General features: G+C 63.7%; 25 protein-coding genes. 13 read left to right on the plus strand and 12 right to left on the minus strand.

Going from position 1 to position 26466, the window contains the following annotated elements; translation table 11 throughout:
• Positions 1 to 20 precede the first annotated feature (20 nt).
• Entirely contained in the window at positions 21 to 1337 is a 1317-nt protein-coding gene (locus tag AB0I57_RS03855) for a D-arabinono-1,4-lactone oxidase (RefSeq protein ID WP_358330065.1), read from the minus strand.
• A 103-nt stretch (positions 1338 to 1440) separates the two neighbouring features.
• Here AB0I57_RS03855 and AB0I57_RS03860 point away from each other — a divergent pair, with 103 nt between their 5' ends.
• From AB0I57_RS03860 to AB0I57_RS03870, 3 genes are all read left to right on the plus strand, one after another.
• Positions 1441 to 2085, plus strand: coding sequence for a TetR/AcrR family transcriptional regulator (locus AB0I57_RS03860; RefSeq protein ID WP_358330068.1), 645 nt, complete (start codon positions 1441 to 1443; stop codon positions 2083 to 2085).
• Positions 2086 to 2202: 117 nt separating this feature from the next.
• A complete protein-coding gene (locus AB0I57_RS03865) occupies positions 2203 to 3381 on the plus strand; it encodes an amino acid deaminase/aldolase (protein ID WP_358330070.1) in 1179 nt (392 codons plus the stop codon).
• Positions 3382 to 3619: 238 nt separating this feature from the next.
• Complete coding sequence (locus AB0I57_RS03870; RefSeq protein ID WP_358330073.1) at positions 3620 to 4315, plus strand: type 1 glutamine amidotransferase domain-containing protein; 696 nt, start codon at positions 3620 to 3622, stop codon at positions 4313 to 4315.
• Between the two features lie 72 nt (positions 4316 to 4387).
• On the opposite strand, the gene AB0I57_RS03875 is transcribed toward AB0I57_RS03870, so the two are convergent.
• The 4 genes from AB0I57_RS03875 to AB0I57_RS03890 form a co-directional block, all read right to left on the minus strand.
• Positions 4388 to 6175 (minus strand): long-chain fatty acid--CoA ligase, encoded by a 1788-nt coding sequence (locus tag AB0I57_RS03875; RefSeq protein ID WP_358330076.1) that lies wholly within the window; start codon positions 6173 to 6175, stop codon positions 4388 to 4390.
• Positions 6176 to 6313: 138 nt separating this feature from the next.
• The gene (locus AB0I57_RS03880; RefSeq protein WP_358330079.1) at positions 6314 to 7018 is read right to left on the minus strand and encodes a heme peroxidase; all 705 of its coding nucleotides are present in this window, start codon (positions 7016 to 7018) and stop codon (positions 6314 to 6316) included.
• A gap of 102 nt (positions 7019 to 7120) precedes the next feature.
• Positions 7121 to 7750 (minus strand): phosphoribosyltransferase family protein, encoded by a 630-nt coding sequence (locus AB0I57_RS03885; RefSeq protein ID WP_358330082.1) that lies wholly within the window; start codon positions 7748 to 7750, stop codon positions 7121 to 7123.
• An 86-nt stretch (positions 7751 to 7836) separates the two neighbouring features.
• A complete protein-coding gene (locus tag AB0I57_RS03890) occupies positions 7837 to 8634 on the minus strand; it encodes a carbon-nitrogen hydrolase family protein (RefSeq protein WP_358330085.1) in 798 nt (265 codons plus the stop codon).
• 106 nt (positions 8635 to 8740) lie between these two features.
• Here AB0I57_RS03890 and AB0I57_RS03895 point away from each other — a divergent pair, with 106 nt between their 5' ends.
• Positions 8741 to 10534 carry a DEAD/DEAH box helicase gene (locus tag AB0I57_RS03895; protein WP_358330088.1) on the plus strand — a complete coding sequence of 598 codons (1794 nt, stop codon included), beginning with the start codon at positions 8741 to 8743 and terminating at the stop codon, positions 10532 to 10534.
• Positions 10535 to 10565: 31 nt separating this feature from the next.
• Here the strand turns inward: AB0I57_RS03895 and AB0I57_RS03900 are convergent, their stop codons facing one another.
• Genes AB0I57_RS03900 through AB0I57_RS03910 form a run of 3 tightly spaced genes read right to left on the minus strand, consistent with a single transcriptional unit; the run spans position 10566 to position 13187 of the window.
• Positions 10566 to 11168 (minus strand): hypothetical protein, encoded by a 603-nt coding sequence (locus tag AB0I57_RS03900; protein WP_358330091.1) that lies wholly within the window; start codon positions 11166 to 11168, stop codon positions 10566 to 10568.
• A gap of 25 nt (positions 11169 to 11193) precedes the next feature.
• Positions 11194 to 11598 (minus strand): YchJ family protein, encoded by a 405-nt coding sequence (locus tag AB0I57_RS03905; protein ID WP_358330094.1) that lies wholly within the window; start codon positions 11596 to 11598, stop codon positions 11194 to 11196.
• 20 nt (positions 11599 to 11618) lie between these two features.
• A complete protein-coding gene (locus AB0I57_RS03910) occupies positions 11619 to 13187 on the minus strand; it encodes a long-chain-fatty-acid--CoA ligase (RefSeq protein ID WP_358330097.1) in 1569 nt (522 codons plus the stop codon).
• Positions 13188 to 13486: 299 nt separating this feature from the next.
• Between AB0I57_RS03910 and AB0I57_RS03915 the strand changes: the two genes are divergently transcribed.
• From AB0I57_RS03915 to AB0I57_RS03930, 4 genes are all read left to right on the plus strand, one after another.
• Positions 13487 to 14305, plus strand: coding sequence for an ABC transporter ATP-binding protein (locus tag AB0I57_RS03915; protein ID WP_358330100.1), 819 nt, complete (start codon positions 13487 to 13489; stop codon positions 14303 to 14305).
• A gap of 4 nt (positions 14306 to 14309) precedes the next feature.
• Complete coding sequence (locus tag AB0I57_RS03920) at positions 14310 to 16841, plus strand: FtsX-like permease family protein (RefSeq protein WP_358330103.1); 2532 nt, start codon at positions 14310 to 14312, stop codon at positions 16839 to 16841.
• A 114-nt stretch (positions 16842 to 16955) separates the two neighbouring features.
• The gene (locus tag AB0I57_RS03925; protein ID WP_358330106.1) at positions 16956 to 18137 is read left to right on the plus strand and encodes an FAD-dependent oxidoreductase; all 1182 of its coding nucleotides are present in this window, start codon (positions 16956 to 16958) and stop codon (positions 18135 to 18137) included.
• A gap of 32 nt (positions 18138 to 18169) precedes the next feature.
• Complete coding sequence (locus AB0I57_RS03930) at positions 18170 to 18943, plus strand: aspartate/glutamate racemase family protein (RefSeq protein WP_358330109.1); 774 nt, start codon at positions 18170 to 18172, stop codon at positions 18941 to 18943.
• Here AB0I57_RS03930 and AB0I57_RS03935 read toward each other — a convergent pair.
• The 3 genes from AB0I57_RS03935 to AB0I57_RS03945 all read right to left on the minus strand — a co-directional run bounded on the left by AB0I57_RS03935 (position 18931) and on the right by AB0I57_RS03945 (position 21250).
• Positions 18931 to 19584, minus strand: a complete 654-nt coding sequence (locus AB0I57_RS03935) for a helix-turn-helix domain-containing protein (RefSeq protein ID WP_358330111.1) — start codon at positions 19582 to 19584, stop codon at positions 18931 to 18933. The two genes, AB0I57_RS03930 and AB0I57_RS03935, sit on opposite strands and share 13 nt — an antisense overlap.
• A gap of 88 nt (positions 19585 to 19672) precedes the next feature.
• On the minus strand, positions 19673 to 20038 hold the full coding sequence (locus AB0I57_RS03940; protein WP_358330114.1) for an SPW repeat protein: 366 nt from the start codon (positions 20036 to 20038) through the stop codon (positions 19673 to 19675).
• Between the two features lie 156 nt (positions 20039 to 20194).
• Positions 20195 to 21250 (minus strand): ferredoxin--NADP reductase, encoded by a 1056-nt coding sequence (locus tag AB0I57_RS03945; RefSeq protein WP_358333122.1) that lies wholly within the window; start codon positions 21248 to 21250, stop codon positions 20195 to 20197.
• Between the two features lie 300 nt (positions 21251 to 21550).
• Here AB0I57_RS03945 and AB0I57_RS03950 point away from each other — a divergent pair, with 300 nt between their 5' ends.
• The 3 genes from AB0I57_RS03950 (at position 21551) to AB0I57_RS03960 (ending at position 25302) form a co-directional block, all read left to right on the plus strand.
• Entirely contained in the window at positions 21551 to 22537 is a 987-nt protein-coding gene (locus AB0I57_RS03950) for an alpha/beta hydrolase (RefSeq protein ID WP_358330116.1), read from the plus strand.
• Positions 22538 to 22741: 204 nt separating this feature from the next.
• Positions 22742 to 23674, plus strand: coding sequence for an ABC transporter ATP-binding protein (locus tag AB0I57_RS03955; protein WP_358330119.1), 933 nt, complete (start codon positions 22742 to 22744; stop codon positions 23672 to 23674).
• The gene (locus tag AB0I57_RS03960) at positions 23674 to 25302 is read left to right on the plus strand and encodes an anibiotic ABC transporter (protein ID WP_358330122.1); all 1629 of its coding nucleotides are present in this window, start codon (positions 23674 to 23676) and stop codon (positions 25300 to 25302) included. Before AB0I57_RS03955 ends, AB0I57_RS03960 begins: the two co-directional genes overlap by 1 nt.
• A gap of 15 nt (positions 25303 to 25317) precedes the next feature.
• Here AB0I57_RS03960 and mftR read toward each other — a convergent pair whose 3' ends face one another.
• Complete coding sequence (gene mftR, locus AB0I57_RS03965; RefSeq protein WP_358330124.1) at positions 25318 to 25950, minus strand: mycofactocin system transcriptional regulator; 633 nt, start codon at positions 25948 to 25950, stop codon at positions 25318 to 25320.
• 111 nt (positions 25951 to 26061) lie between these two features.
• Here mftR and mftA point away from each other — a divergent pair, with 111 nt between their 5' ends.
• Positions 26062 to 26157: a mycofactocin precursor MftA gene (gene mftA, locus AB0I57_RS03970; RefSeq protein WP_358330127.1), complete on the plus strand. Its 96-nt coding sequence runs from the start codon at positions 26062 to 26064 to the stop codon at positions 26155 to 26157.
• 2 nt (positions 26158 to 26159) lie between these two features.
• The gene (mftB, locus tag AB0I57_RS03975; RefSeq protein ID WP_358330130.1) at positions 26160 to 26459 is read left to right on the plus strand and encodes a mycofactocin biosynthesis chaperone MftB; all 300 of its coding nucleotides are present in this window, start codon (positions 26160 to 26162) and stop codon (positions 26457 to 26459) included.
• Positions 26460 to 26466: the final 7 nt, after the last annotated feature.

Below are 26466 nucleotides of genomic sequence, written 5' to 3' on the forward strand. Positions count from 1 at the left end.
GCACTACCGATCAGAGGGCATCAGTTCCCGAGGACCTGGCGCAGGTACGCGTTGCCGAACACCCTTTCCGGGTCGTACTTGTCGCGCACGGCGATGAACTCGTCGAAGTTCGGATACGTCGGACGCAAGTCGTCTGCGGTACGGCTGTTCATCTTGCCCCAGTGTGGTCGGCCATCCACTTCCCGAGCGATGGCTTCGACCGCGCTGAAATAGGGCTCGTGGTCTCGGCGGTGGTACTGGTGGACCGCGATGTATGCGGTATCGCGTCCGTTCGCCGTCGAGAGCCATACGTCGTCGGCGGCGGCGAATCGGATCTCGACAGGGAACGCCACCGTGAAGTCCGACTTCTCCACCCACCGGTCGATCGACGCGAGTGTCTCCGGAAGTGCCTCGGCGGGAATTGCGTACTCCATCTCCCGGAATCTCACACGCCGTTCCGATGCGAAGACACGATAGCTGCGGTCCGTGAACTCGCGCGCGCTCAAGGCGCGTGAGGACACACGATTGATCCTGGGAATCGCAGACGGTGCGAGGGTTGCGACTCGGTTGATGCCTTCGAATACGAGGTTGGAGAGCAGTTCGTCGTCGATGTATGCGCGCACCGGATGAATCGGCGACGGCGGAATGTCACCCGAAAGCCGGGTGTTGCGCTTCGTCAGCACGCGGCGGGTGTGGGGGAACCAGTAGAACTCGAAATGGTCGACGGTGTCGCGGTCGTGGTCGAGCCGATCCAGAGTCGCGTCCAGTGACTCGGGGGCCTCGACGGCATGCAACATGTACTTGGGAACACACCGGATCGTGGCCTTCGATATGATCCCGATCGCGCCGAGCCCAAGACGTCCTGCTTCGAACAGCTCGGGGTTGTGTGTCGGAGAACAGTCCACCACCGAACCGTCCGCCAGTACGATCTGCAGTGCGGCGACCTGCGTGGCCAGACCCCCGAATCCAGCTCCTGTGCCATGGGTTCCGGTGGACAGCGCGCCCGCGAAGGACTGCACATCGATGTCGCCGAGATTGATCATGGCAAGGCCGAGTTCCCAGAGCTGCTCATTGAGGGCGCGAAGCCGAGTGCCTGCGAACACGGTGACGAGGGCGCCGCCCTCCTCATCAGGGATCACGGAGTCGACCCCGGTGAGGGCGTCGAGGCTGACGAGGATGCCATCGGTGACGGCGACCCCGGTAAACGAGTGTCCAGCCCCAACGGCCTTGACGGACTGTCCCTGACGTGCGGCGCCCGCGACTAGCGCGCTCAACTCTTCTACCGATCGCGGAGTTGCGATGTGCTGTGGGTTTGCGGTCTCGGTGCCCGCCCAATTGCGCCATGTGTTTTGTGCCATTCGTCAATAATGAACTTGGACGCTCGTCCAAGCAAGAGCGGGGGGGTGGTCTGGTCTCCGTGTCGCTCGCAGCCGCGGGCGGGGCAGGTTCTACGATCGAGGGATGCTGAACAGGCTTCCTGCAGATGAACGTCGTGCCCAGCTTGTCGAGTCCGCGTTGACCATCGCCGAGCAGCGTGGTGTCGCGTCGGTCACCGTGCGCGCGGTGGCAGAGGAGGCGGGCGTCTCCCTCGGTGTTGTGCACTATTGCTTCGAGAGCAAAGAGGAACTTCTCGCCGCGATGGGAGAGAGTCTGGTTCAGCAGCTGAGCGAGTCGATGCGACAAGCGTTCGGTGAGGTGAAGCACGCTCCGGATCTGCGCGGTTTGGCTGGGTTGCAGGAACTCCTGCATATCGGATTGAGTCAAATGCTTCCGACGATCGTAGGAACGCCGGATCGGCAGCTGCTGACGTACGAGATCACTGCGCAGGCATTGAGGCACCGCGCATCGGCAGGCGAGCATTCGGCGGACATTGCGGGGCAGCAGTACCGGAAGATGGACAACGAGGCCATCGAGTTCCTCTCGGCGTGCGCGGAGATAGCTGAAGTGCGTTGGAAGACTCCGGTCGAGGAGATCGCTCGCCTCGGGCTGGCCTTGGTGGACGGTGTGGTGCTGCGATGGCTGGTCGACAGGGACCGCGAAGGGATGATCGCGGCGTTCGACGAGACAGTGCGCGTTATCGCGGCGAAGGCGGTCGAGCTGCCGTGACACCGAGCGAGTGTTCCGGCTGAAACTACTAGACAATTGTCCAACTCGATGGTTTGCTGGCGCTACGGATCGCAGAAGACAAGCCACTGGATCGACGGACAAAGGATTGGACGCATCTTGACTCCCACGCTCGACCGCCTCATTGCCTCGACGACGGAGGTAGACCCGCCGTTGGCGGCGCTGGACCTGCCTACGTTACGCGGCAATGCCGCCGACCTCGTGCGGCGTGCAGGCGGCACTCCTGTGCGCGTTGCCAGCAAGTCTGTTCGGTGTCGCGCTGTCCTGCAGGTTGCCTTGGGCGAAAAACTCACGGGCGCAGACGGGTTTCGCGGGATCATGGCTTATTCGCTGCGTGAGGCGATCTGGCTCGCCCGACACGGCGCGACCGACATTCTGATGGGTTACCCGACCTCCGATCGGGGCGCAATCGCCGAACTGTCCGCCGATCCCGAACTGCTGGACCGGATCACCCTGATGGTCGACAGCGAAGACCAACTCGACTTCATTCTGGATGCTGCAGGCACCACATCCCTGCGCGTGCGGTTGTGTATCGACGTCGACGCGTCGCTGCGCCTGGGCCCCGTTCACATCGGCGTCCGGCGGTCGCCTCTGCGCGAACCGGCGGCGGTCGCGGCATTTGCCAAGCACGCCGACAAGAGGGGATTCGCCGTCGTCGGCGTCATGTTCTACGAGGCGCAGATCGCCGGACTGCCGGACTCGAGTCCGCCGGTTGGCTGGATAAAGAAGGCTTCGGCCAAGGAACTCGCAGACCGGCGCAGTGCAGTGGTGAACGCCGTGCAGTCCGAGGTCGGTGTGCTCGAGATCGTCAACAGCGGTGGCACCGGCTCGCTGGAGGTGAGTTCTGCGGACCCTGTCGTCACCGAGGTTACGGCCGGTTCGGGTCTGTACGTCCCGACGCTCTTCGACGACTATCGAGCGTTCCGTCCACACCCGGCCCTCTACTTCGCGCTGTCCACGGCGCGGCGACCTGCGCCGAAAATCGTGACCCTGTTCGGTGGCGGCTACATCGCATCCGGTCCGCCGGGCGGTAGCCGCGTGCCGAAGCCGATGTGGCCATCCGGGCTGAGGCTTCTACGCAACGAGGGTGCGGGGGAAGTGCAGACTCCCGTCAGCGGAAGGGCGGCAGCAAAACTGGGCATCGGAGACCGCGTGTGGTTTCGGCACGCGAAGGCCGGCGAACTGTGCGAACGGTTCGCGGAGATACACGTCGTGGATGGGGACGGATCGCGCACCGCGGTACCCACCTATCGCGGTGAAGGTATGTGCTTCGGTTGACCAAAGGTCAGTTCGCGGTTTGACCGGTGGGCTGCATAGGGAACGGTCTCGATCGCGGCCGTCGTCATTGAAATGATGACGACGGCCGCTTTCCGTATCCGCGCCGGCCGATCGGGCGCACGGCACTGTGACGATCGAGCGCACGGCACCGTGACGATTGGGCGCATGCGCCGTGGGAATACCGCTGACCCTCGCGTGTTGTACCTCGCGTCCGAATAGTCGAACTCGAGGATTCGTCATGACGCGAGTGTTGTTCGTTGTTACTGCCGCCGATCATTGGACGCTGGCCGACGGAACGGCCCATCCGACCGGGTATTGGGCCGAGGAACTCGTCGAGTCTCATCGTGTATTCGAAGAGGCGGGATACGAAGTCGTGATTGCGACCCCGGGAGGTAAGGCTCCGGTGGTCGATCAGACGAGCCTGGCTGCCGAGGTGAATGGAGGTGAGGAGCGCGCCGCGGAGTTGAAGGATTATCTCGACCGGCTGAAGCCCCGTCTCGATTCGCCTGCAGTCCTCGAAGACTCTGATGCCAAGGACTTCGATTTTGTGTTCGTACCGGGCGGTCACGGTCCGATGGAGGATCTGGCGGTGTCCGAACCGTTCGGCAATCTGCTCGTCGATTTCCAGAACGCGGGGAAGACGATATCCGCCGTTTGTCACGCGCCCGCGGCACTGTTGCCTGCCAAGAAAGCTGATGGCTCATGGCTGTTCGACGGCTACGAGCTCACTGCGTTTACCAACGAGGAGGAGACGCAGGCAGGTCTTGCAGACAAGGCCATCTGGCTTCTCGAGAACCGTTTGCGTGAGCAGGGGGCGTCATTCGATGCGGTCGGCGCATGGGCTCCGCATGTGGTTGTCGACCGCAATCTGTACACGGGCCAGAACCCGGCGTCGTCGAGGCCCTTGGCCGAACGCATCGTCGCCGAGCTGTAGAGGCTGAGAAGCCGTACGCCTTCCCAGTAGCGGGTGGCTACTGGGAAGGCGTACGAGCCGTGGGAACGCTTTCTAGGAGTAGATAGCCTCGATGGCAGCCCCGTGCTCCTTGTGGATGACGTTCCTCTTCAGTTTCAGCGTGGGCGTGAGTTCGCCGGTCTCCTGAGTGAAGTCAACCTCGAGGATTCGGTACTTCTTGATCTGCTCTGGGTTGGAGACCTTCTTGTTGCCCTCTGCCACGGCCTGGTCGATCTCGGCGATCAGGTCGGGGTTCTTGATCAGGTCGGACACAGAAGCGTCCGCGGCCAACCCGTTGCGTTCAATCCACCCGGGCAGGGTTTCGGCATCCAAGGTGATGAGCGCGCCGATGAAGGGTTTGCCGTCACCGACCACCAGGCACTGGCTGATCAGTGGGTGGGCGCGCAGGGCGTCCTCGAGGACGGCCGGTGCCACGTTCTTGCCGCCGGCGGTGACGATGATTTCCTTCTTGCGTCCGGTGATCGAGATGTAACCATCTTCGTCGATCGAGCCGAGGTCACCGGTGTGGAACCAGCCGTCCTGGATCGAATCCGCGGTTGCCTCAGGGTTGTGCCAGTATCCGCCGAACACGACGGGGCCCTTGAGGAGCAGTTCGCCGTCCTCGGCGATCTTGGCAGCGTGGCCGGAGATCGGCTTGCCGACGGTGCCGACTTTCTGTGCGCTAGGGGTGTTCACCGAGATCGCGGCGCTGGTCTCGGTGAGGCCGTAGCCCTCGTAGACGGGTACGCCGATACCGCGGAAGAAGTGGCCGAGGCGCGCGCCGAGTGCGGCGCCACCCGAAACCGCGGTATCGCATTCGCCCCCGAGCGCGGTGCGCAGCTTCGAGTAGACGAGCTTGTCGAACACGAAGTGCTTGAGCTTGAGCCCCAGTCCGGGCCCGCCGTTCTCCAGCGCTTCGCTGTATGCGATGGCCGTGGCGGACGCCTTCTCGAAGATGCCGCCCTTACCGCCGTCGTACGCCTTCTGCTTGGCAGAGTTGTAGACCTTCTCGAACACGCGTGGCACCGACAGGATGAAGTGTGGTTTGAACACTGCGAACTGATCGACCAGCGTCGAAATGTCGGATGTGTGTCCGACGGTGACCTTGGCGTCGAACGCGCCGAACGAGATCGCCCGTGCGAAGACGTGCGCAAGCGGGAGGAACATCAGTGTCCGCCGGTCCTGGAGGAACGATTCCTCGAGCGCCTGACGCACAGCCGTCGACTCCGCGTAGAAGTTGGAGTGCGTCAACTGCACCCCCTTGGGGCGACCAGTGGTGCCGGACGTGTAGATGAGGGTTGCTGCGGAGGAACCGTTCACCTGATTCCGGCGCTCGTGCAGTTGCTCGTCGGTGATGTTCTGGCCACGCTTGGTCAATTCCTCGATCGCTCCGCCCTCGATCTGGAAGACCTCACGCAGATCCGGAGCCTCGTCTGTTACGACCTTCAAGGCTGCGGCATGTTCGGCTTTCTCGACGACCAGGAGTGATGTGCCGGAGTCTTCGAGGATCCATTTCGCCTGATCAGGTGCGGACGTTTCATAGATGGCGACGGTGCAGCCGCCTGCCGTCCAAATGGCGTAGTCGATGACGACCCATTCGTAGCGGGTCGCAGAGAGGATCGCGACTCGATCCCCGAGTTCGATACCCGAGGCGATGAGGCCCTTTGCGACCGCAGAGACCTGCTCCGCGAATTCGGCGGCGGTGACGTCTACCCAACCACCGTTATGCGGCTTCTTGAAAGGAATGAACTTCGGGTCCTCCTTGGCGTGTCGGAAGACCGTGTCGGCCATGGACGCGTCCTCCGGAATTGAGAACGACTGCCGTACCGAAAATTCGCGCACTGTGACCCCTCCACTAAATGACATGACGGATGTGCATTTGATCACATTTGCTTCCGATTTGCAGCTTCGGCCCTGTCCGTTATGCCCATTTTCACTCTGACCAGCGGTGATCAGTCTAACGCGATCTGAGCCTGTAGCTCAGGCAGCATCGGAGAGGCGCCACGAATTGGCCGAGAGCCAGCGCCGGATCGCGTAGTCCAGTTGGTCCTGATCGACTCCGAGCTCGGCCGCGGTGGCCTCGAGGATTTCCTCGGCGAGGCCGGGGTCCGTGGCTTCGGAGATGCCGAGCGCCCCGCTGACGAAGACCTTCGCCACCCGGCTCGGGCGGACCTCTGGTATCCCCGCGAGCATGAGGAAGTGCGCCCAGGTGACATCGCTGTTCTCGCCACAAACCTCGACCCAGGCAGCGTGGATCTGCTCCAGAGCCGCCTCGTCCCGGGCTGCCTCGAGGAGGTCGTCGATATTGTTGATGCGCAGTTGGTGTAGCCGCTCGGCGGCCTGCTGGATGTGCCGCGCCTCGATCTGCACGCCGGTCGCGTTGTATCGCCGTTTGTAAGATCCGACCTTGCCTGCCCACTGGTCGGAGCTTCCTGCCTCCTCGAAGGTGCGGAGCAGATCGCGCGCGCCGTCGGTGACGGGTTGATCGAGCGTGGCTCGGCGATACGCCAGATAGCGGTCGACGACAGCGGCCTCGCTGTGCCCGGCGCTCGACTGGACCGATTCGATGATGCACAGGGCGAGGCTGTGTTGATAGGCAGTTGACGTGATCCAACCGGACGGGTCGCCCAGGCGCTCGCGGCAGGCGGTGACGACGGTCTTGAGGGTATCGGCAGAGACGGTCACACGATCCTCCAAAAATAGGCTCTTGAAGTGCTCTGCCCGATGTATCGACACAAGCTTCCGAATCGTTGCACCGAAAATGAAGTTCGTCCGAAAAGTGATTCGTCAGCCGATGGCCAACAAATCCGTGACCTCGCCGTCAGTGAGTTGGTGGAAGTCGTCGTAGGCGTTACCCACGCCGCCGAGATCCGCCGGCGTGTACGGGCAGATCACCTCGTCGGCGGTCACCCGCGTGCGCCAGACTGCCTCCGGCGCAGCCACCGGAACGGCGACCACGACCTTTGCGGCGCCGAGGGCGCGCACCGACTGACAGGCCACGGCCACCGTCGCACCTGTGGCCATACCGTCGTCGACGATTACGGCCGTGCGGCCCTTCAGCGGTATCCGCTTCCTGTTGCCGCGGAGAAGTAGTGTGCGGCGCTCGAGTTCGCGGCGTTCCTCGGCCTCGACTTGCGCGAGCGCGTCCTTGCTGATTCGGATGAGACGGACGACGTCGTCGTTGATGACCCGGGCGTCTCCCTCGCCGATGGCGCCCATGGCGAGTTCCGGTTGCCAGGGCACTCCGAGCTTGCGGACGAGCACGACGTCGAGTGGGGCAGACAGAGCGGCGGCTATCTCGAATGCGACGGGGACACCTCCACGCGGCAAACCCAGCACGACCGGGTCGGTACCGCGCAGATGTTTCAGCTCACCGGCCAGTCTGCGGCCGGCATCGGCACGACTGGTGTAGTGCATCGAACGCTCCGTAATAGGGGAGGACGCTTCATCTTCGACGCTACCCCTCGAAACTGTCGCGTCTGGAATGTATCGAGCTCGGTCAGCTACCTCTCCGTGACGGTGAACCGGCGCAGTTCGAGCGCGGGGTTCATCTCACGGACCTCGGCGATCCGCTCCGCATCGACGGCCGCGACCGCGGTGCCTACCCGTTCGCCGAGCGACGCGAGGATCACCCCCATCGGATCGACGATCATGCTCGCGCCGGCCCCGGTTCGGGCGCTCTGGTCGGCGGCGGCCACGTAGATCGTGTTCTCGATGGCACGCGACCGGACGAGAGTCGACCAGTGGTCCTCCTTCAGTGGACCGGGAACCCATTGTGCGGGCAGGAGCAGAACGTCGGCGCCTGCATCGACGATGCGGCGGGTAACTTCGGGGAATCGAAGGTCGTAGCAGGTCTGCAGCCCGAATATCAGGCCGTCGACGTCAAAGGTCTCGGGCGCGCAGATGTCGCCTGCACGGATGACGTCGGACTCCTTGTACCCGAAGGCGTCGTACAGGTGGAGTTTTCGGTACGTGGCAACGAGATCGCCGTCCGGTCCGAACGCGACGATGGTGTTGGAAATTCGATCGTCCCCCGGCAGGTGCTCGTTGATTCCCGCTGCCAGGTACACGCCGACCTCGGAGGCGATCGCCCGCAGACCGGAGACGAACTTCCCGTCCAATCCCTCGGCCGATTCGACGAGCCTCTCGTCTGTTCTCGGTGCCGTGAACATCGCGTACTCGGGCGCTACCGCCACCCTTGCTCCGCCAGAGGCGGCCTGGGTGACGAGAGCGCGCAGAGTGCTCAGGTTCTCTCCCTTGTCTTGCCCGGGAGCGAATTGAATGACGGCGACATTGACCATGTCGTCTACGCTAGGCGACGTCGTCGCGATCGGCCCCCGTCCCAGTAGCAGCCCAATTGCGCCGCGCAGAACGGCCGTATGGACTCGTGGACTAAAATCCTGGTCAATGAGTAATACCGAGCGTGACCCCGAACCCCCCAATTTTGCCGACCTCGACATCGATGATCGGGTCTTGAAGGCACTGTCTGATGTGGGCTACGAGTCGCCCTCGCCGATCCAGGCCGCCACGATTCCACCGCTGCTCGAAGGAAACGACGTCGTCGGGCTGGCACAGACCGGTACCGGAAAGACGGCCGCATTCGCGGTGCCGATCCTCTCCAGGATCGACCTCACTCAGAAGTCGCCGCAGGCCCTGGTCCTCGCGCCGACGCGCGAGCTCGCCCTGCAGGTCGCGGAGGCGTTCGGCAAGTACTCGGCGCACATTCCGGGCGTCCACATCCTGCCCATCTACGGCGGCCAGAGCTACGGCGTCCAGCTGTCGGGACTGCGGCGCGGCGCCCACGTCGTGGTCGGCACGCCGGGTCGCGTGATCGATCACCTGGAGAAGGGCACGCTCGATCTGTCAGAGCTGTCGTACCTCGTCCTCGACGAGGCCGACGAGATGCTGAAGATGGGCTTCCAGGAGGACGTCGAGCGCATCCTCTCCGACACTCCCGAGGACAAACAGGTCGCCCTCTTCTCGGCGACAATGCCGGGAGCGATTCACAAGATTTCCAGGCAGTACCTGCACGACCCGGTCGAGATCACGGTGAAGTCCAAGACGTCGACCGCGTCCAACATCTCGCAGCGATACGTTCAGGTGGCGCATCAGCGTAAGCTCGACGCCCTCACTCGGATTCTCGAGGTCGAGGGCTTCGAAGCCATGATCATCTTCGTGCGAACCAAGCAGGCCACGGAGGATCTCGCCGAACGCCTGCGCTCGCGTGGGTTCTCGGCGGCGGCCATCAACGGCGACATCGTGCAGGCCCAACGTGAGCGGACCATCGGCCAGCTCAAGAGCGGCGCGGTCGACATTCTCGTGGCCACCGACGTCGCCGCACGCGGCCTCGACGTCGACCGCATCTCCCACGTCGTCAATTTCGACATCCCGCACGACACCGAGTCGTACGTGCACCGGATCGGTCGCACCGGTCGAGCCGGACGCGCGGGTGAGGCGCTGTTGTTCGTTGCGCCTCGAGAACGCCACCTACTCAAGGCGATCGAGCGGGCCACCCGTCAGCCCCTCGCCGAGATGCAGCTGCCGAGTGTCGACGACGTCAACGCGCAGCGCGTTGCCAAGTTCGGCGATTCGATCACCGAGAGCCTCGCGTCCGACAACCTGGCGCTGTTCCGCAAGATGATCGAGGACTACGAGCAGGAACACGACGTGCCACTCGCCGATATCGCTGCTGCGCTGGCAGTGCAGTCCCGGGACGGTGAGGCGTTCCTCATGGCACCCGAGCCCCCACCAGCGCCGCGGCGAGAGCGTGAACCACGCGAGCGGCCCCCGCGACGCTTCGATGACGGTCCGCCTGGGAGGGGCCGTGGATCGGCGGGACGGTCCCACGGATCAGAAGGGCAGGAACTCGCCACTTACCGAATCGCGGTTGGGAAGCGGCACCGGGTGGTGCCCGGTGCAATCGTCGGCGCCATCGCGAACGAGGGTGGCCTGCGGCGCAGCGACTTCGGTCACATCAGCATCCGACCCGATCACAGTCTTGTGGAGCTACCCGCCGACATGTCTCGCGAGACTCTGGAGGCGCTCCGTCGCACCCGGATCTCCGGTGTTTTGATTCAACTGCAGCCTGATACGGGTCCGCCTCCAGGTCGGCCTGGCCGCGGACGCAAGGCAGGCCGAGACGATCGCGCGGGCGGAAAGTTTCGCGGCGACCGGGATCAGAGACGTCACTCACGCGGATAGCCTCGGCGTACGCCGGGCGAGGCGGAAGGTGCTAACGCGCGACGTCGACGACTACGCGGGTCGGCTCGGACAAGGTCGAGACCGCGAAGGGCAGACCGGGCTCCGTCACCCCGATGAACGACTGGGTGACACCTTCGAACACGAGCGCTCCCCGCACCTCGGTCACCGTGCCGCCGGGCACTCCGGGAACGGGGTCCGGGCCTGAATATGCTTCGACACCGCTGTCGAACGGGTACGCGGAGCCATCGATCAGGACTTGAAGGATACCGTTGCCCGACATCGAGATCGGCGCGCCGCTGCCGCCCTCGGCGGCATCATCGACATATTCGACGCGCCATCCTGGGGTGCCTGTTCCCCCGAGTTCGTAGACCACGCGGTCGAATCCCTCATGCTGTCCCACACTCACGTCGGTGACCGTCAGCCGGGCCGAGTCGGAGGCCGGCGACGACTTGGCCGAGGAGTCCACCGGGATCGTGGTTCTTCCAGGTGCAGGGGCGCTGTCCGCGAGTTTCGTGGCCATCGGTGACGTGGCGGCGACGCCGCTCGTGGAGTTCGAATCCGCGCATCCGGTGAGCACCAGGGCCAGTGCGGAGGCGGCGAACACGGTAAAGGAGCCGATCCGGTGGTTGCTCATGTGTTCGATGCTAAACCGCGGACGCTCAGAGACGGGGGAGCCGAGTACCTGGCGTCGCAAGTGCGTCGACATATAGCCAATCGCCATCGACGCGAACGAATCTGCTGTTCTCTAGATGTGACCCGGGCCGTCCGTTCTCTACGTAGTGCGCGCGGAATTCGACGGTTCCGGTGGTATCGAACAGCCCGCCGCCACTGGCAGCCAGAATTTCGAGGCTGGTCCAGCGGCGTCCGGGATCGAGATGAAGCTCTGCGGGCCGTGTGCTCGGATGCCACGTTCGCGAGAGATAGTCGATGTCGGAGAGGGCGAAGGCGCTGAACCGCGAACGCATCAGACGCTCGGCGGTGGGCGCCTTCGCCTCTCCACGGTGATACCTCCCGCAACAGTCGTCGTATGACTCACCGAGCAGGCATGGGCACCGAACAATCATCGTCCCAGTATGAATGGAGTTCACACCAGGTTGCGGCTGCGGTCCTCCCAGTAAGGTGCGCGCAGCTGGCGCTTGAGGATCTTGCCCGTAGGGTTGCGCGGCAGTAGATCGACGATGTCAATGGTCTTCGGGCACTTGAACTTCGCGAGGTATTGCCGTGTGTATGCGATCAGTTCGTCCGGGTCGACCGTTGCCCCGGATACCGGCACGACGATGGCCTTCACGGCCTCGCCCCATTGGTCGTCGGGTACCCCGATCACGGCCACCTCAGCCACCGCCGGATGCTCGACGAGTACGCGCTCGACCTCAGGGGAGTAGACGTTCTCGCCGCCCGTGATGATCATGTCCTTGAGACGGTCCTCGATGAACACGAAACCTTCGTCGTCGACGCGACCGATGTCACCGCTGCGCAACCACCCGTCGGCAGTGATGGCTTCGGCGGTCGCCTCGGGCTTGCCGAGGTAGCCGGGGGTGCGTTGTTGTGTCCGCCACCACAGTTCCCCTGTCTTGCCTGGTGGAACATCCTGACTGGTTGCAGGGTCGACGATGCGCATCTCGATACCGGGCATCGGGCGTCCTGCCGACCCCATCCTCATCTCCTGCGTTTCGTCGCGGTGCACTTCCGGCAGCAGGGCGGTGACTACGCCCGACAACTCGGTCATTCCATAGACCTGGACGAATTCAGTCTTCGGCCAGGCGGCGAGTGCGCTGCGAAGTAGCGGCAGTGGCATGGGAGCGGCGCCGTAGATGATGCGATCGAGTGCACCGAACGCAGCGATCGCCTGCTCTCCCGCCGCAAGGACGCCTGCGATTACCGGTGGTACGAGGAAGGCCATGTTCGCTCCGGCCGCCAGAGCTGCGAACAGGGACGGCGCGTCCGCTTCCCGAGTGAAGTGGCCTCGGGTTCCGGCGTGGATTCCCATGATTGCGTAGCAGGTCCCACCGACGTGGAACAGTGGCATTGCGACGAGGAGGCAGTCGTCGCGACTCGCGTTCAAGACCTCGAGGTTGGCCTCGCTGTGGGCAATCAGGTTGCGGTGGGTCAGCTGCACCCCCTTGGGTCTTCCCGTGGTTCCGGAGCTGTACAGGATCAGCGCGGTCGCCTCTGCTGTCGCCGCAGGCCCATCCTCCAAGATCGCTGCCGGCCCATCTTGCATCCACGGTTCGAACTCGTCGTGGTCTCCACCGACGACGATGATCCGCTCGACGTAGGTGAGTTGATCGCGTAGCGGCGTGACATCCTGCAGGAATTCATGACCCACGAACAAAATTCGCGCGCGGGAATCGTTGATCACGTATACGAGTTCCTCACCGGCCAGGCGCCAGTTGGGAATCGCGTTGGCGGCACCCAACAGCGAGGCGGCGTAGGTGACCTCGAGGCAGGACAGATGGTTCTTGTCGATGAACGCAACGGTGTCTCCCGAACCGATCCCGAGCTTCGTCAAGGCCCCCGCTATTCGCAGAATCCGGTTGTGCCACTGCGACCAGGTGTACTCGGCGCCTTGGAATTGAACGGCGATGTCGTCCGGCCGGGACTGCGCCCAATGCGCGAGGCGGTCGAAAATGATTTCCGTGCTGGCCTCTGGCATGCGTTCACCTCTCGTCTGTGATTTTGGTCATGCCAGGCTAGCGGCCACCGAAGAGATCAGTGACGTTTTCGTCCACACGTCTCGTCGAATCGGTGCGGCAGCAGCAATGTCGGTGTGGTTTTCGAATCCGATGGCGCGATCCATGGCCGGGATCAGGGTCCGAGAGTCGAAATGTCAGGGTGATCCCCGATGGCGGCCCGGCACCCGTACCGACATCATGGAAGAGTGCGCCACGCGTGCACCAGCCCGGACCGTCACTGCGGAACCGGACCACTCAACAGGAAGGACGTACGGCGATCATGAGCAAGCATTCCCCCGCTGTCGCTGCCCGTGCTGTCGAATTATCGAAGTCCTACGGCACCGGCGACACCCAAGTCCACGCGCTCAGCGGCGTCTCCGTGGACTTCGCGCGGGGTGAATTCACCGCGATCATGGGTCCTTCCGGCTCAGGTAAGTCGACTCTGATGCATTGCCTGGCGGGTCTCGACTCGGCCGGTTCGGGTTCGGTGCTAATAGGTGGTACCGAGCTGACCGCGCTGACGGACAAGCAGATGACGCAACTTCGACGAGACCGTATCGGTTTCGTGTTCCAGGCGTTCAACCTCGTGCCGACACTTACTGCGTTGGAGAACATCACGCTTCCCCTCGATATCGCCGGCCGCAAACCGGACGCGGATTGGCTCGACGGCGTGCTGACCAAACTGGGGCTGAAGGACCGACTCGATCATCGTCCCGGGGAGTTGTCCGGCGGTCAGCAGCAACGTGTAGCTTGTGCCCGCGCCCTCGCTGGGCAGCCGGAGATCATCTTCGGCGACGAGCCCACCGGAAATCTCGATTCGAAGTCCTCAGGTGAGGTGCTCTCCATCCTGCGTGATGCGGTGGACGAGTTCGACCAGACCGTCGTCATCGTCACGCACGATCCTCGCGCGGCGGCCTATGCCGACCGCGTGGTCTTCCTGGCCGACGGCAAGATCGTGGACGAACTGCTAGCGCCAACGGCAGATTCGGTTCTCGACACCATGAAACGACTCGACGAGCATGCCCAGAAACCAGGGTACAACGAGCTCGGGCCGGAACCGGTTGGGGCGCATGCCCTCCCATCGGATTCGGCGGTCTGACCGCATGGCCACAACATCAAGTGCCCCGATGCGTAAAGTGTCGCTGCGGAATCTGGCGGCACACAAAGTCCGGCTGGCGCTGACGGTGCTGTCCGTCGTCCTCGGTACCGCGTTCGTCGCCGGGTCCTTCGTCTTCACCGACACGCTCCAGAAGACGTTCAACTCGATCTTCGAGAACACCGCGCAGGGCGTCGACGTACGGGTGTCGACGGAGGATCACCACTCCAGCGGGGTTCCTCTGACCGACGTCGACACGATCACCGCGCTTCCGGGCGTCCGCACCGTTGCGCCGTCCGTCAGCGGGCAGATCGTCTTGATCGACTCCGACGGCGCTGCGATTCAGACGGCAGGCGCGCCGAGCATCGGCGAGTCCTATCTGCCGCCGGACAAGGCGCTCGGCGAAACCGACGACTACGTCCAGGGGTCCCCACCTGACCAGGTCGGACAGATGGCCGTCAATGTCAATGCCGCCGAACGGGCCAACCTCTCGGTCGGCGACACCACCGAGGTCCTCGTGCCTGCGCGAGGTGTTCTCGACTTCACCGTGTCCGGTATCTACGACACAGGGACCGACACCGGTGGATTCATCGGGGCCACGTTCGTCGATTCGCAGGCGCGCGAACTGTTCACCGACGGCGAGCACGTCGACTACATCGATGTCGCCGGTGCCGGAATGTCGCCGTCGGAACTGCGTGACGAAATTGCCGCCGCGCTTCCCGGCATGAAGGTGCAGACCGGGGACGAGGTGCGTGAGGAAACGCAGGCGCAGGTGACCCAGGCGCTGAGTTTCATCAATTACTTCCTGCTCGCGTTCGGTGCCATCGCCCTGCTCGTCGGCACGTTCATCATCTACAACACCTTCTCGATGATCGTCGCGCAGCGGCTGCGCGAGCTGGCGCTGCTCCGCGCGATCGGTGCCGGCCGCAAACAGGTGGGGCGCTCGGTGATCTTCGAGGCACTCGTCGTCGGTCTGATCGGCAGTGCGATCGGCATCGCCGCGGGAATCGGACTGGCTTACGGCCTGCGGTCACTGCTGAACTCGTTCGACGTCGGCTTACCCGACGGTCCGCTGCAGGTGGGGCCACGCACTGTCCTCATCGCTCTCGTCGTCGGCATGGTGGTGACGACGATAAGCGCATACGTACCCGCCCAGCGCGCATCCAGAGTGCCACCGGTCGCGGCGATGCGACAGGAGTTCGCATCCACGGGAGATTCCCTGCACGTCCGCACGATTGTCGGTGCCGTACTGGGTGCACTGGGTGTAGTCGGGCTCGTCGTAGGTTCCCGTGGTGACGGCGCCGGTGCCGCGGTCGTTGTCGGCGTCGGGGCACTGGGCCTGATCTTGGCTGTTGTGTTGGCCGCCCCTGCGCTGTCCCGGCCAGTGGTCGGGGCGCTCGGTGCCCTGCTGGCCAAGCCGTTCGGTCCGGTGGGGCGCCTCGCTCGGACCAATGCGGTCCGGAACCCCCGTCGGACAGCGGCCACCGCCTTCGCGCTGACGCTGGGACTGATGCTCGTGTCGGTGATCGGCGTCTTCGGTGCTTCCGCGAAAGCGAGCATCAACCAACTCGTGGACTCGGGCGTGACCGCGGACTACATCCTCACCGGGCCCAACCAGATCGGCGTGCCGAGCGGGGCGGCGAGGGCGGTACGCGATCTTCCCGACGTCCAGAGCGCGACCGCCCTGCACCTGGTATCCGTCACTGTCGATGGCCAGGCAGAGGACGGCGCTTCGGTGGACGGCCCCCTCGCCGGCGTCATCGACTACAGGCTCGTTCAAGGCAGTGCTGATCTGAGCGGTAACGATCTCCTCGTGTCCCAGACGATGGCCGCCCAGAACGGATGGACTCTGGGGAAGACGATTCCGATGGAAAGCAGCGACGGCAATGTCGTCGATACCCAGGTCACGGGTATCTTCGAGGACAACCAGCTGATCGGCGACTGGCTGGTGTCGGACGAGGTCTATCGCCAGGTGATGCCGGCCGCCACCCTTCCCGATCTCGCGGTCCTCGTCGACGCGAAGCCGGGCACGAATCTGGCGCAGCTGCGCACCGATCTCGAGTCCGCGACCAAGCAGTTCGTCGTCGTCCAAGTACAGGACAAGGAGGAGTTCAAGGGCACTCAGGGGCAGCAGATCGACACCCTGCTCGGAATCCTCTACGGATTGCTCGCGCTCGCGGTCGTGATCGCCATTCTCGGCATCGTCAACACCCTCGCTTTGTCGGTGGTGGAACGACGGCGCGAGATCGGCATGCTTCGCGCGGTCGGTATGCAGCGATCGCAGATGCGGCGCACGATCTATCTGGAGTCGATGCTCATCGCGGTATTCGGTGCGGCCGTCGGCGTGATCCTCGGAATCGCATTCGGATGGGGCTTCGTCAGCACCCTGAAGGAACAGGGACTCCATCAGGTGTCGGTGCCGTGGGAGCAGGTGATCGCCATGCTTCTCGGATCGGGTGTTGTGGGCGTATTCGCCGCCCTCTGGCCCGCAAACCGCGCGGCGCGCACCAGGCCGCTCGAGGCCATCGCCGATCTGTGAAACCTTCGGATCCGCGACCCTCGGCAATGACCCCGCAGAGCCGGGCTCGGTAGTGTCGCGTTCGGTTTGGTATGACTGTTGGACGAGATGTGATTACCAGGGCGGGTGCGAACAGTGCAGAGAATTGTGATCGTGGGCGCGGGCCTGGCGGGAATGCGCACTGCCGAGGAACTACGCCGGGACGGGTACGAAGGTGAACTGGTTCTCATCGGTGGTGAGCCACATCTGCCGTATGACCGGCCACCTCTGTCGAAGGAGGTGATGCGCGGCGAGAGGAATGAGACCACACTCAAGCCACGTGATTTCTTCGACGAGAGGAACATCGAGCTGCGCCTCGGTGTCGAGGCCGTATCCGTCGATGCAGAACTGCGCATCGTAGTTCTCGCCGACGGCACCGAACTCGGCTACGGCGACTTGGTCGTCGCGACCGGTCTCGCGCCCCGCCGGATCCCGGGCCTACCGGATCTGGCGGGCGTCCATGTCCTGCGTTCCATAGACGAAAGCTTGGCGCTGCGAGCCGATCTCGCTGAGGGCAAGCGTGCGTTGATCGTCGGCGCAGGCTTCATCGGCTGCGAACTGGCGGCGAGCATGCGCGCGGGTGGGCTCGACGTCGTGATGGTCGAACCCCAACTGACGCCACTGGCGTCCGCGCTCGGCGAGAAGGTCGGAGACCTCGTCGCCCGATTGCACATCGCGGAGGGCGTCGACCTTCGCGCCGGTGTGGGACTGGACTCACTGCTGGGCACCGACCGAGTCACCGGGGCCGTGCTCGGCGACGGTAGTGAGGTGGAGGTCGACGTCGTGGCGATCGGTGTCGGTTCGGTGCCCGTTACCGGTTGGCTCGACACCTCGGGCGTCGAACTGGACAACGGCGTGGTGTGCGACGGGGTCGGTCGGACGACGGTTCCGCACATCTGGGCGGTCGGCGACGTGGCGGCGTGGCAGTTACAGGTGGGCGGTCACCGGCGCGTCGAACACTGGAACAATGCCGGTGAACAGGCAAAGGTCCTGGCCGGGGCGCTGACCGGCAACAGTGACGAAAATCGTCCAGCACAGGTGCCGTACTTCTGGAGCGATCAGTACGACATCAAGATTCAGGCACTGGGCACTGTCGCGGCCACTGACGACGTGCACGTGATCAAAGACGATGGCCGCAAATTCCTCGCGTACTACGAGCGCGACGGGATCCTGGTAGGTGTCGTCGGAGGTGGCATGGCGGGCGGGGTGATGAAGATGCGCGGAAAGATCGCCGACCGAACTCCGATCAGCGAAGTTCTCGAAGCCGCGTCGGCATAGAGGAGCTGTCGGCGGCGCGATACATTCGTCGGGTGATTGTGTCGCTCATCGACTCGGGTCTCGGCATGCTGCCGACATCGGCGTGGCTGCGCACGCTGCGGCCCGACCTTGATCTGATTCTCGCCCTGGATCCGGATGGGGCTCCTTGGGGCCCGAAATCGGAACAGTGGGTGATCGAACGCGTACTCGCGACCGTTCAGCTGACACTCGACCGTGGCGCGGAGGTTATCGTGCTGCCGTGCAACACGGCGAGTGTCACCGCGCTAGAACACGTCCGGGAGTTCGTGGGACCGGAGATTCCGGTCATCGGCACGGTTCCCGCGATCAAGCCTGCTGCCGAGGCGTGTGAGTCGGTGGCCATCTGGGCGACTGCGGCGACGACGGCGAGTCGGTATCAGGCAGATCTGATCGAGCGGTTCGGCAACGGTAGTTCCGTGGTAGCTGTCGCGTGCCACGGACTCGCCGATGCGATCGATCTCGGCCGGAGGGACACAGCCACCGCAGCCATCGCTTCGGCCGTGGCGCGCACACCGGAAGACGTGGAGGGGGTAGTGCTGGGGTGCACTCACTACCCGTTGATGGCCGACGAGATCGCGGCCAAGCTCCCAACCGGGGTGCGGTTGTTCGACAGCGCCGAGGCGGTGGCGGCGCAGACGCTGCGCCGCATCGATGCGCTGAACCGGCCCAGTACGGGCAAGGGGACCGTCGAGGTCTTCCTCAGTGGCAGGCCCGGCCGCCTGCCGCCGAGCGCCGAGATCTTCCCGGCAGGCCGCTTGCTGTCGGCGGGACGCATTCAGCCGAGTTGAACCATTCCGGCCGCTACGACGCGCGCCACACTGTCGAGTTCCTCGTCGTGCCTACGCGGCAGGTCGTCGAGGTCGTGCAAGCGATCGATGCCGGCCACGGAGAACATCGCGGCCACCCAAGCGGACGCACACGCTCGGATCGTTCCGGGTCGGACGGGGTACGGCGAGCTGGCCTGGAGGAGGCGCTCGGTGATGTCGCTGAGGTAGTCGCGGAACCGCCTCAGGTGTTCGCGGACATCCGGGTGAGTCTCGGCTTCACGCCAGAGAATCACGCGCATCACCGACGAGTGGTGATCGCGCAGGTTCAGTGCGGTGTCGAGGTTTACCAGGCTGGCGGCTGGGTCACCAGGTGTCACCAGTGGACCCACGTCACCGAGCGGCTCGGTCGGGAGCCTCTCGGACAGCAACGCCAGAAGGATGTCGGTCTTGGTGGGAAAGTAGTAGAACACCAGTCCTTTCGGGACGTGCGCAGCAGAAGCTATCGAGGCCGTTGACGTTGCGTCGAATCCGTGCACGGCAATCAGGGATTCGGCGGCGTCGAGTATCAGGGCCCGGGCATCGCCGTCGATCTTCGCGTTGCGCCGTCGTGGACTCTTCTGTGGGTGGTTGCTTGCGGGCTTTCCGAGGTGGGGTGCGGGCATGGGCTTTTCCGAACCTGAATGGCGGGACGCAGGCTGTAAGCCTGCGCCCCGCCTGGATCGACGTTCTCGGTGCTGAGGGATTCACGGATCAGTGACTGGCAGCCACTCCTCCCTGTCCGTGCGTCCGAGAACTTGCCATCGGCAGCCCTGTGACGGCCACTACGACCGCCAGCGCGCCGGTGACCCATGCAGTCCATGCCGCGCCGCCGAACTCATTGAAGCTCATCACCCACGGGGAGATGAACAGCAGCACGCCGAAGACGCCCATTGCATACTCGGCCATATTCATCGTCGGCCGGACCAAGTGGACGAGGCCGGAGAGCGCGACAAGCACACCGAGTACGACGAGTGACCACACCGCGGCGGTATTGGTGTCGACCCATAGCGGCGAGAGTGCCGCGTAGGCTCCGATCACGATCGCCGCAACATCTTGCATACGACTCCACGATCTCATGTCCAGCCTCCTTGAAACGGATTGCCTCCACTTCAAGTTAACGCCTGATTGACCGCCCGATCAATGCGTGGGCCGTTGCATTCGCATAACGTGAACCCCAGGTCAGGTCATGTTTCGTGACCTTGCGCGGGTTCGATTCAGAGGCCGGTTGTTACGCTAGAACTCAATCTTGAGATGGTCTGTGACCGGCCGGGCCTGGCATCCCAGAATGTAGCCGTTCTCGATGTCCTCAGGATCGAGGATCTCGCTGTTCTCCATCTCGACCTTCCCTTCGAGTATGGTGCACGCGCAGGATCCGCACTCACCCTCCTGGCACGAGTAGGGCACGTCGATTCCCTTGGCCAGCATGATCTCGACGAGCGTCTGTTTGCGTGGCCAGTCCAGGTTGTGAATCTCCCCGTCGAGTTCTACTTCCACGGTGGCGGCGTCGGCGGCCTCGTCTGCTGTGATCTCCACGACCTCGGCGTCTCGGAACGGGTCACCGGCGAGTGAATTGAACACCTCGGCATGTACCTGGGTGCGTGGCATTCCGGCATCGGCGAGGGCCTTGTGGACGGTGTCCATGAACGGCGTCGGCCCACACATGAAGGCCTCGTAGGTGAGGTACGGCGCCACAGCAGTTGCGATCTGGTCGACGCCCGGCAGGCCTTGCACGGTCTCGAGCCAATGGATCACGACGAGTCGGGACGGATGGGCGGCGGCGAGAGTACGCAACTCTTCGCCGAAGATGACCGACTCCTCGTCGCGGTTGGCGTACAAGAGCACGATCTTGCCGGACCCCTCTGTCAGGGCGGCCTTGAGGATCGAGATCACAGGAGTGATTCCACTTCCCGCGGCGAACAGCAGGAAGTCGTGGTCCAGAGACTTGGGGGTGAACACACCCGATGGGGGCAGAACTTCGAGGGTGTCACCGACGGTGATGTTGTCGCACAGCCAGTTGGACCCATAGCCCTCAGCGGTTCGCTTGATCGTGACCTTGGGTGCGGGATCGGTGAACGGCGAGCTGGCCAGCGAGTAGCACCGGGCGACAGAACCGGTGCGGTCACTGGGGATGCGAAGGGTGAGGAACTGTCCGGGCTTGTATGCGAACTTGTCGGCGAGATCTGCCGGGATGTCGAAGATCAGCGACTGGGAGTCGGGGGTCTCCTCGACCACCCCCGACACGGTGAGCACCACCGATCGTGAGCTGTGCGGCACCTCGACAGTCGTCATCGTGGGGTTCGTCCTCTCCTGCTTCGCGGCGTCGGAACGCTCGAACATCTAACTCAAATATAGAACACGTTCTAGTTTTTGCCCAGAGGTGGTCGCCGCGGGGGCGTTCAGCCTATTCGAGTGCCGTGCGATTTCCGGCCGACGGGCCGAGGGTCGCTTCGCGCTTCTCCTTGGTCCCGGCTGGTACTGACGCCGGTGTTGTTCAGCATCTCGATCGATCCACTGCATGAAAGAGATTCGGTGGTAGCGTTGCGCCCGAAATCAGGCCCACAGCTCGATACACCGCTGGAGTGGGATCCCATGAGCTTGCAATTCGATCCGCAAGTACTGCAAGAGCTTGCACCGCAGTTGGCCGCTACGGCCGACCTGGAGCCGCCCGCGGTCGGGGATGTCGCAACGCGCCGTCTCGACACTCGCCGCGTGCTCGACCAATTGCTGGCATTGCGGGGCTCTTCTGTGGAATACGACGACGGGATCGATATCGAGCGGTACTCGCTGACTACCGATGACGGCGCTGAACTTGGGCTCAGCTGGTATCACCGAGTTGGGTCTGCCGCGTCTGGCAGTGCGGCGCTGTACATCCATGGCGGGGGGATGATTCTAGGTCTCGATGAAGTCGGCAAACTCTACGATCTGGCTGTGCGCGGATATGTCGAGGCCTCCGGTGTGCCGATGCTGGTTGTCGACTACCGGATCGCTCCCGAATATCCCCATCCGGTTCCCGTGGAAGACTGTTACGCCGCCCTCGAATGGCTGGCCTCGCGAGCGGGCGAGTTGGGGGCGGACCCTGGCCGACTGGCGGTGATGGGTGACAGTGCCGGCGGCGGTCTTGCTGCGGGGGTGTGCCTGCTGGCCCGGGACCGGAACGGTCCGGCGATTGCTCAGCAGCTCTTGATCTATCCGATGCTCGACGATCGGACCTCGGAACCCGATCCGCAGCTGCTTCCATTCTTGAAGTGGCCCTTGACATGGACCTACGACGACAACGTCACCGGTTGGTCTGCGCTGCTGGGCGACGGGGACGGGAGGCGCGAGATCTCGCAGTACGCCGCACCGTCGAGGGCCGTAGATCTGTCCGGTCTTCCTCCCACCTACATCGAAGTCGGCGAACTCGATATCTTCCGAGGCGAGGACATCACTTATGGGCGCCGTCTGGCGGACGCCGGGATACCGACGGAGCTACACCTGCATCCGGGGTGTCCGCACGCGTTCGAAGGACTGGCACCCGATGCTGACGTGTCCAGGCGGGCCATCGCCGACCGCGTTCGCCGCCTTCGTTCGTTGTAGTCTCCGTGCTGAAGTCGCTATGTGAGTTGTCGAATACCGATGGGGGACAAGCTGACACCGCGACAGAATCGGCTCTTCACATCTGGGTGAGGCAAGTGCTGCAGCGACCGGCTTCGGCGGTACGGCGGCTGTGTCCGGGGCAGGTTGGTCGGGACTGATCTGAAACCGGCGAGACCTGGTGATGATCGGGGTACCGTCCCATCCATGACTGCTGCGATCTCGGTGGAGAAGCTGGTCAAGACTTTCGGGGCCACAAGGGCTCTTGACGGGCTGGACCTCGAAGTGAGCACGGGTGAGGTGCACGGATTTCTCGGGCCCAACGGTTCCGGTAAATCGACGACTATCAGGGTGCTGCTTGGACTGTTGCGAGCTGATTCCGGCTATACCCGGTTGCTCGATGGCGATCCTTGGAAGGACGCGGTATCGCTTCACCGCCGAATCGCTTACGTGCCGGGAGACGTCAATCTCTGGCCCAACCTCACCGGGGGTGAGGCGATCGACCTTCTGGCCGGTTTGCGTGGCGGCCTCGACGAGTCGAGAAGAAGCGACCTGCTCGAGCGATTCGAACTCGATCCGACGAAGAAGGCTCGCACCTACTCGAAAGGCAATCGGCAAAAAGTGGCGCTCGTGGCCGCATTCGCATCGAACGCCGATCTCTATGTCCTCGACGAACCGACGTCTGGGTTGGATCCATTGATGGATTCCGTTTTTCGGGACTGCATCGACGAGGTGTCGGGTGCGGGAAAAACCGTTCTGCTCTCGAGCCACATCCTCGCCGAGGTCGAGGCATTGTGTGATCGTGTGAGCATCATCAGGGAAGGGCGGACCGTCGAGTCGGGCACGTTGGCTGAGCTTCGCCATCTCACCCGGACGTCGGTTACCGCAGAAACCGAGAAGCCGGTGACCGGACTTGATTCGGTTTCCGGCGTATTCGATGCGCGGGTGGACGGACTACGCGCGCGCTGCGAGGTGGAGACCAGCGAACTTGGCGCTGTGATGAGCCACCTGCTGACTTTCGGGATCACTTCACTCACCTCGAAGCCGCCGACCCTGGAGGAACTGTTTCTCCGGCATTACGGCGACGAGCTCGAACGCGAAGACGAGAACCACCGGCGCGCGGAGTCGAGGGAACTGTGATGGCAACGCAATTCACCGGAACTACTCGGCTGGTGCGGTTGGCGCTACGGCGAGACCGGATCCAACTTCCGGTTTGGCTGCTCGCTCTCGTCGTGCTGCAGGCAATCTCGGCCTCGAGCGTGCTGGGTCTCTACCCGACGGAGGCTGACCTCCTCAGCATCGCCATTGCAACAGCGCAGTCGCCAGTTGCGCTGGCCACCAACGGACTCATCTCCGGATACACCGCCGGTGCAGTGGTCGCGAGCCAGATCGTCATGCCGCTCTCGCTGGGGGCCGCGCTGATGAGTAGTTTGCTCGTGGTCCGCCACACAAGGCAGAACGAGGAGACGGGCAGGGCTGAACTGGTCGAGGCTGCGGTCGTGGGCCGGAAGGCAATGCTTACCGCTGCCCTGATCGTTGCGGCTGCGGCGAACGCGGTTCTCGCCGTGTCGAGCGTGGTGGTTCTCATGGCACAGGGGCTTCCTCTGGGCGGGTCGCTGGCTATTGGACTCGGGATCGCGAGCGTGGGTATTTCTTTCGCGGGCATCGCGGCAGTCACTTCGCAGGTCACGGACGGAGCGCGGACTGCCAACGGACTCGCGGGCGCAGCCCTTGCCGCAGCTTTCGTGCTGCGCGCCGTGGGCGACATGTCCGGAACCGTGGTCGAGGGGGGCACGCGTGTAATCAGCGGCTTTGCCACATGGCTGTCGCCTATAGGATGGGCGGAGCAGATTCGCGCCTACGACGACAACGCATGGTGGGTACTCGGCCTACCGGCCGTGTTCACGCTCGCGACAGTGGCGCTCGCATTCTTCTTCACCGAACGACGAGATCTCGGTGCCGGATTGGTCGCCACCAGGCGAGGACCCGCCCGCGCACCGCGATCCCTACCGACACCGCTCGGCTCGGCCTGGCGGATCCAGCGAGGCGTGTTGTTCTGGTGGGCGGTGGGCATCGGATTCATCGCACTCGTCTACGGCGCGGTCGGCGAGCAAATCGACGACTTCCTCGGTGAGGGCGATCAGGTGTCGGAGGTGATGGGAAGACTCGGCGGCACCTCCGACATGGTGGACGCCTACTTCGCGACGATTTTCGGCACGATGGCGATTGCGGTGGGCGCGTACTCGGTTCAGGCACTGCTGCGGATGCGCGCTGAGGAAGCGGCGGGGCGGCTGGAGCCAGTCCTGGCCACAGCTGTGGGGCGCCCCCGCTGGCTGTCAGCACACGTAGCCGTTGTGGTGGTCGGTGTGGTTGCGTTGCAGCTACTCACCGGTGTCGCCACGGGAGTCGCATACGGTCTGGTCACAGCGGATGTCGCGGGCAATGTAGTCGATCTGAGCGCGGCGGCGTTGGTCTTCGTGCCTGCAATTCTGGTTGTGGCCGCCATTGCCGTTCTGCTCTTCGGCGGACTCCCATTGTGGGCTTCCGGGCTTTCCTGGACCGCACTTGCGTTGTTCTTGCTGTTCGGGCTGCTCGGCCCATTGCTCGGATTGCCTGATTTCATTCGCAACTTGTCGCCGTTCAGCCATGTCCCACCCGTTCCCGCCGCTGATGTGACGGGAACGCCGCTGATGTGGATGGTGGCGATCGCCGTCGTGCTGGCGGCGACGGGAGTCGCGTTGTTCCGGTGGCGTGATCTGGCGATCTAGGTGTGTGCGTGTGTCCTATTCACCGAGGGAGCTCAATCCACCGTTGAGCCACCTCATCCCGGTGGCAAGTAACTGCGAGAGCTCGACCGAATCGTCATCGAGCCACTGCTCGTAGGCCGACATCGCAACGCCGAGTAGGAGATAGCCGACCGTCCGCGGAACGTGCCCGGTCGGAGAGATTCCGAGCCTGCCTGCGACATACTCTGCAATGACGGTGCGCCATCCCTCATACATCACTGCCGAGTATGCCTGCAGGGCAGGAACCCGAAGAATGAGGTTCATGCGCTTGCGATGATTGGCTTTCTCGCTGGCGGGAAAGGCGTTGAACCGAAGCAGCGCCGCGGTCAGGGCATCGGCTATCGAGATGTCGGTCGGTTGCGCCGCGAGATGGGTGCGCATCTCGGCGAGATGGGCATCGAAGTCACCCCAGGGGATCGCGTTCTTGGACGGAAAGTAGCGGAACAGCGTGCGTCGTGCGATTCCGCACGCCTCCGCGACCTGGTCGACACTCGTTGCGTCGAATCCCTGTTTCGTGAACAACTCGATTCCGACGGTGCTGATCCGATCCTGCGTCGTCGCCGGGCGCCGCCCTATTCGGTTGGGCGGATTTACACAACCCTTCAACTTTTGGCCCTTTCGGTCTGTCATTCTGCACTCGATGCCATTACATTGGTGAGGCGAATCACAGGCTATGGGTTCGGTGGCTGGGACCACAGGATCGACTCGCTGCCCTGTGTAACTCGAACAGTAGGAGGAATCATGTCGGATCGCGACAACGAAGTGCTGGAAACCGAGTTGGTCGAGGAATCTCTGGTGGAAGAGGTATCGATCGACGGCATGTGCGGCGTGTACTGAACATGGGTGCTTCGGCGACCGCCTCGACGACCTGCAATGTGATCGATCTCGACGTGGGCTGGAAGCTTCATCCGCGAGTGGCGCTGCGTCCCGAACCTTTCGGGGCGTTGCTGTACCACTTCGGAACCCGCAAGCTTTCCTTCCTGAAGAACCGGACGATTGTCGCGGTGGTCGAATCCCTCTCGTTGCACCCCGACGCCCGTTCCGCACTACGTGCCCAGGGCATCGGGGAGGATGCGGCGCCGAAGTATGCCCGAGCGCTCGGCGTCTTGGCCGCGTCGCACATGATCGTCCGCAGTTGACCAGTCC

It is taken from the genome of Rhodococcus sp. NPDC049939 (assembly GCF_040656415.1).
Lineage (GTDB): Bacteria > Actinomycetota > Actinomycetes > Mycobacteriales > Mycobacteriaceae > Rhodococcus_F.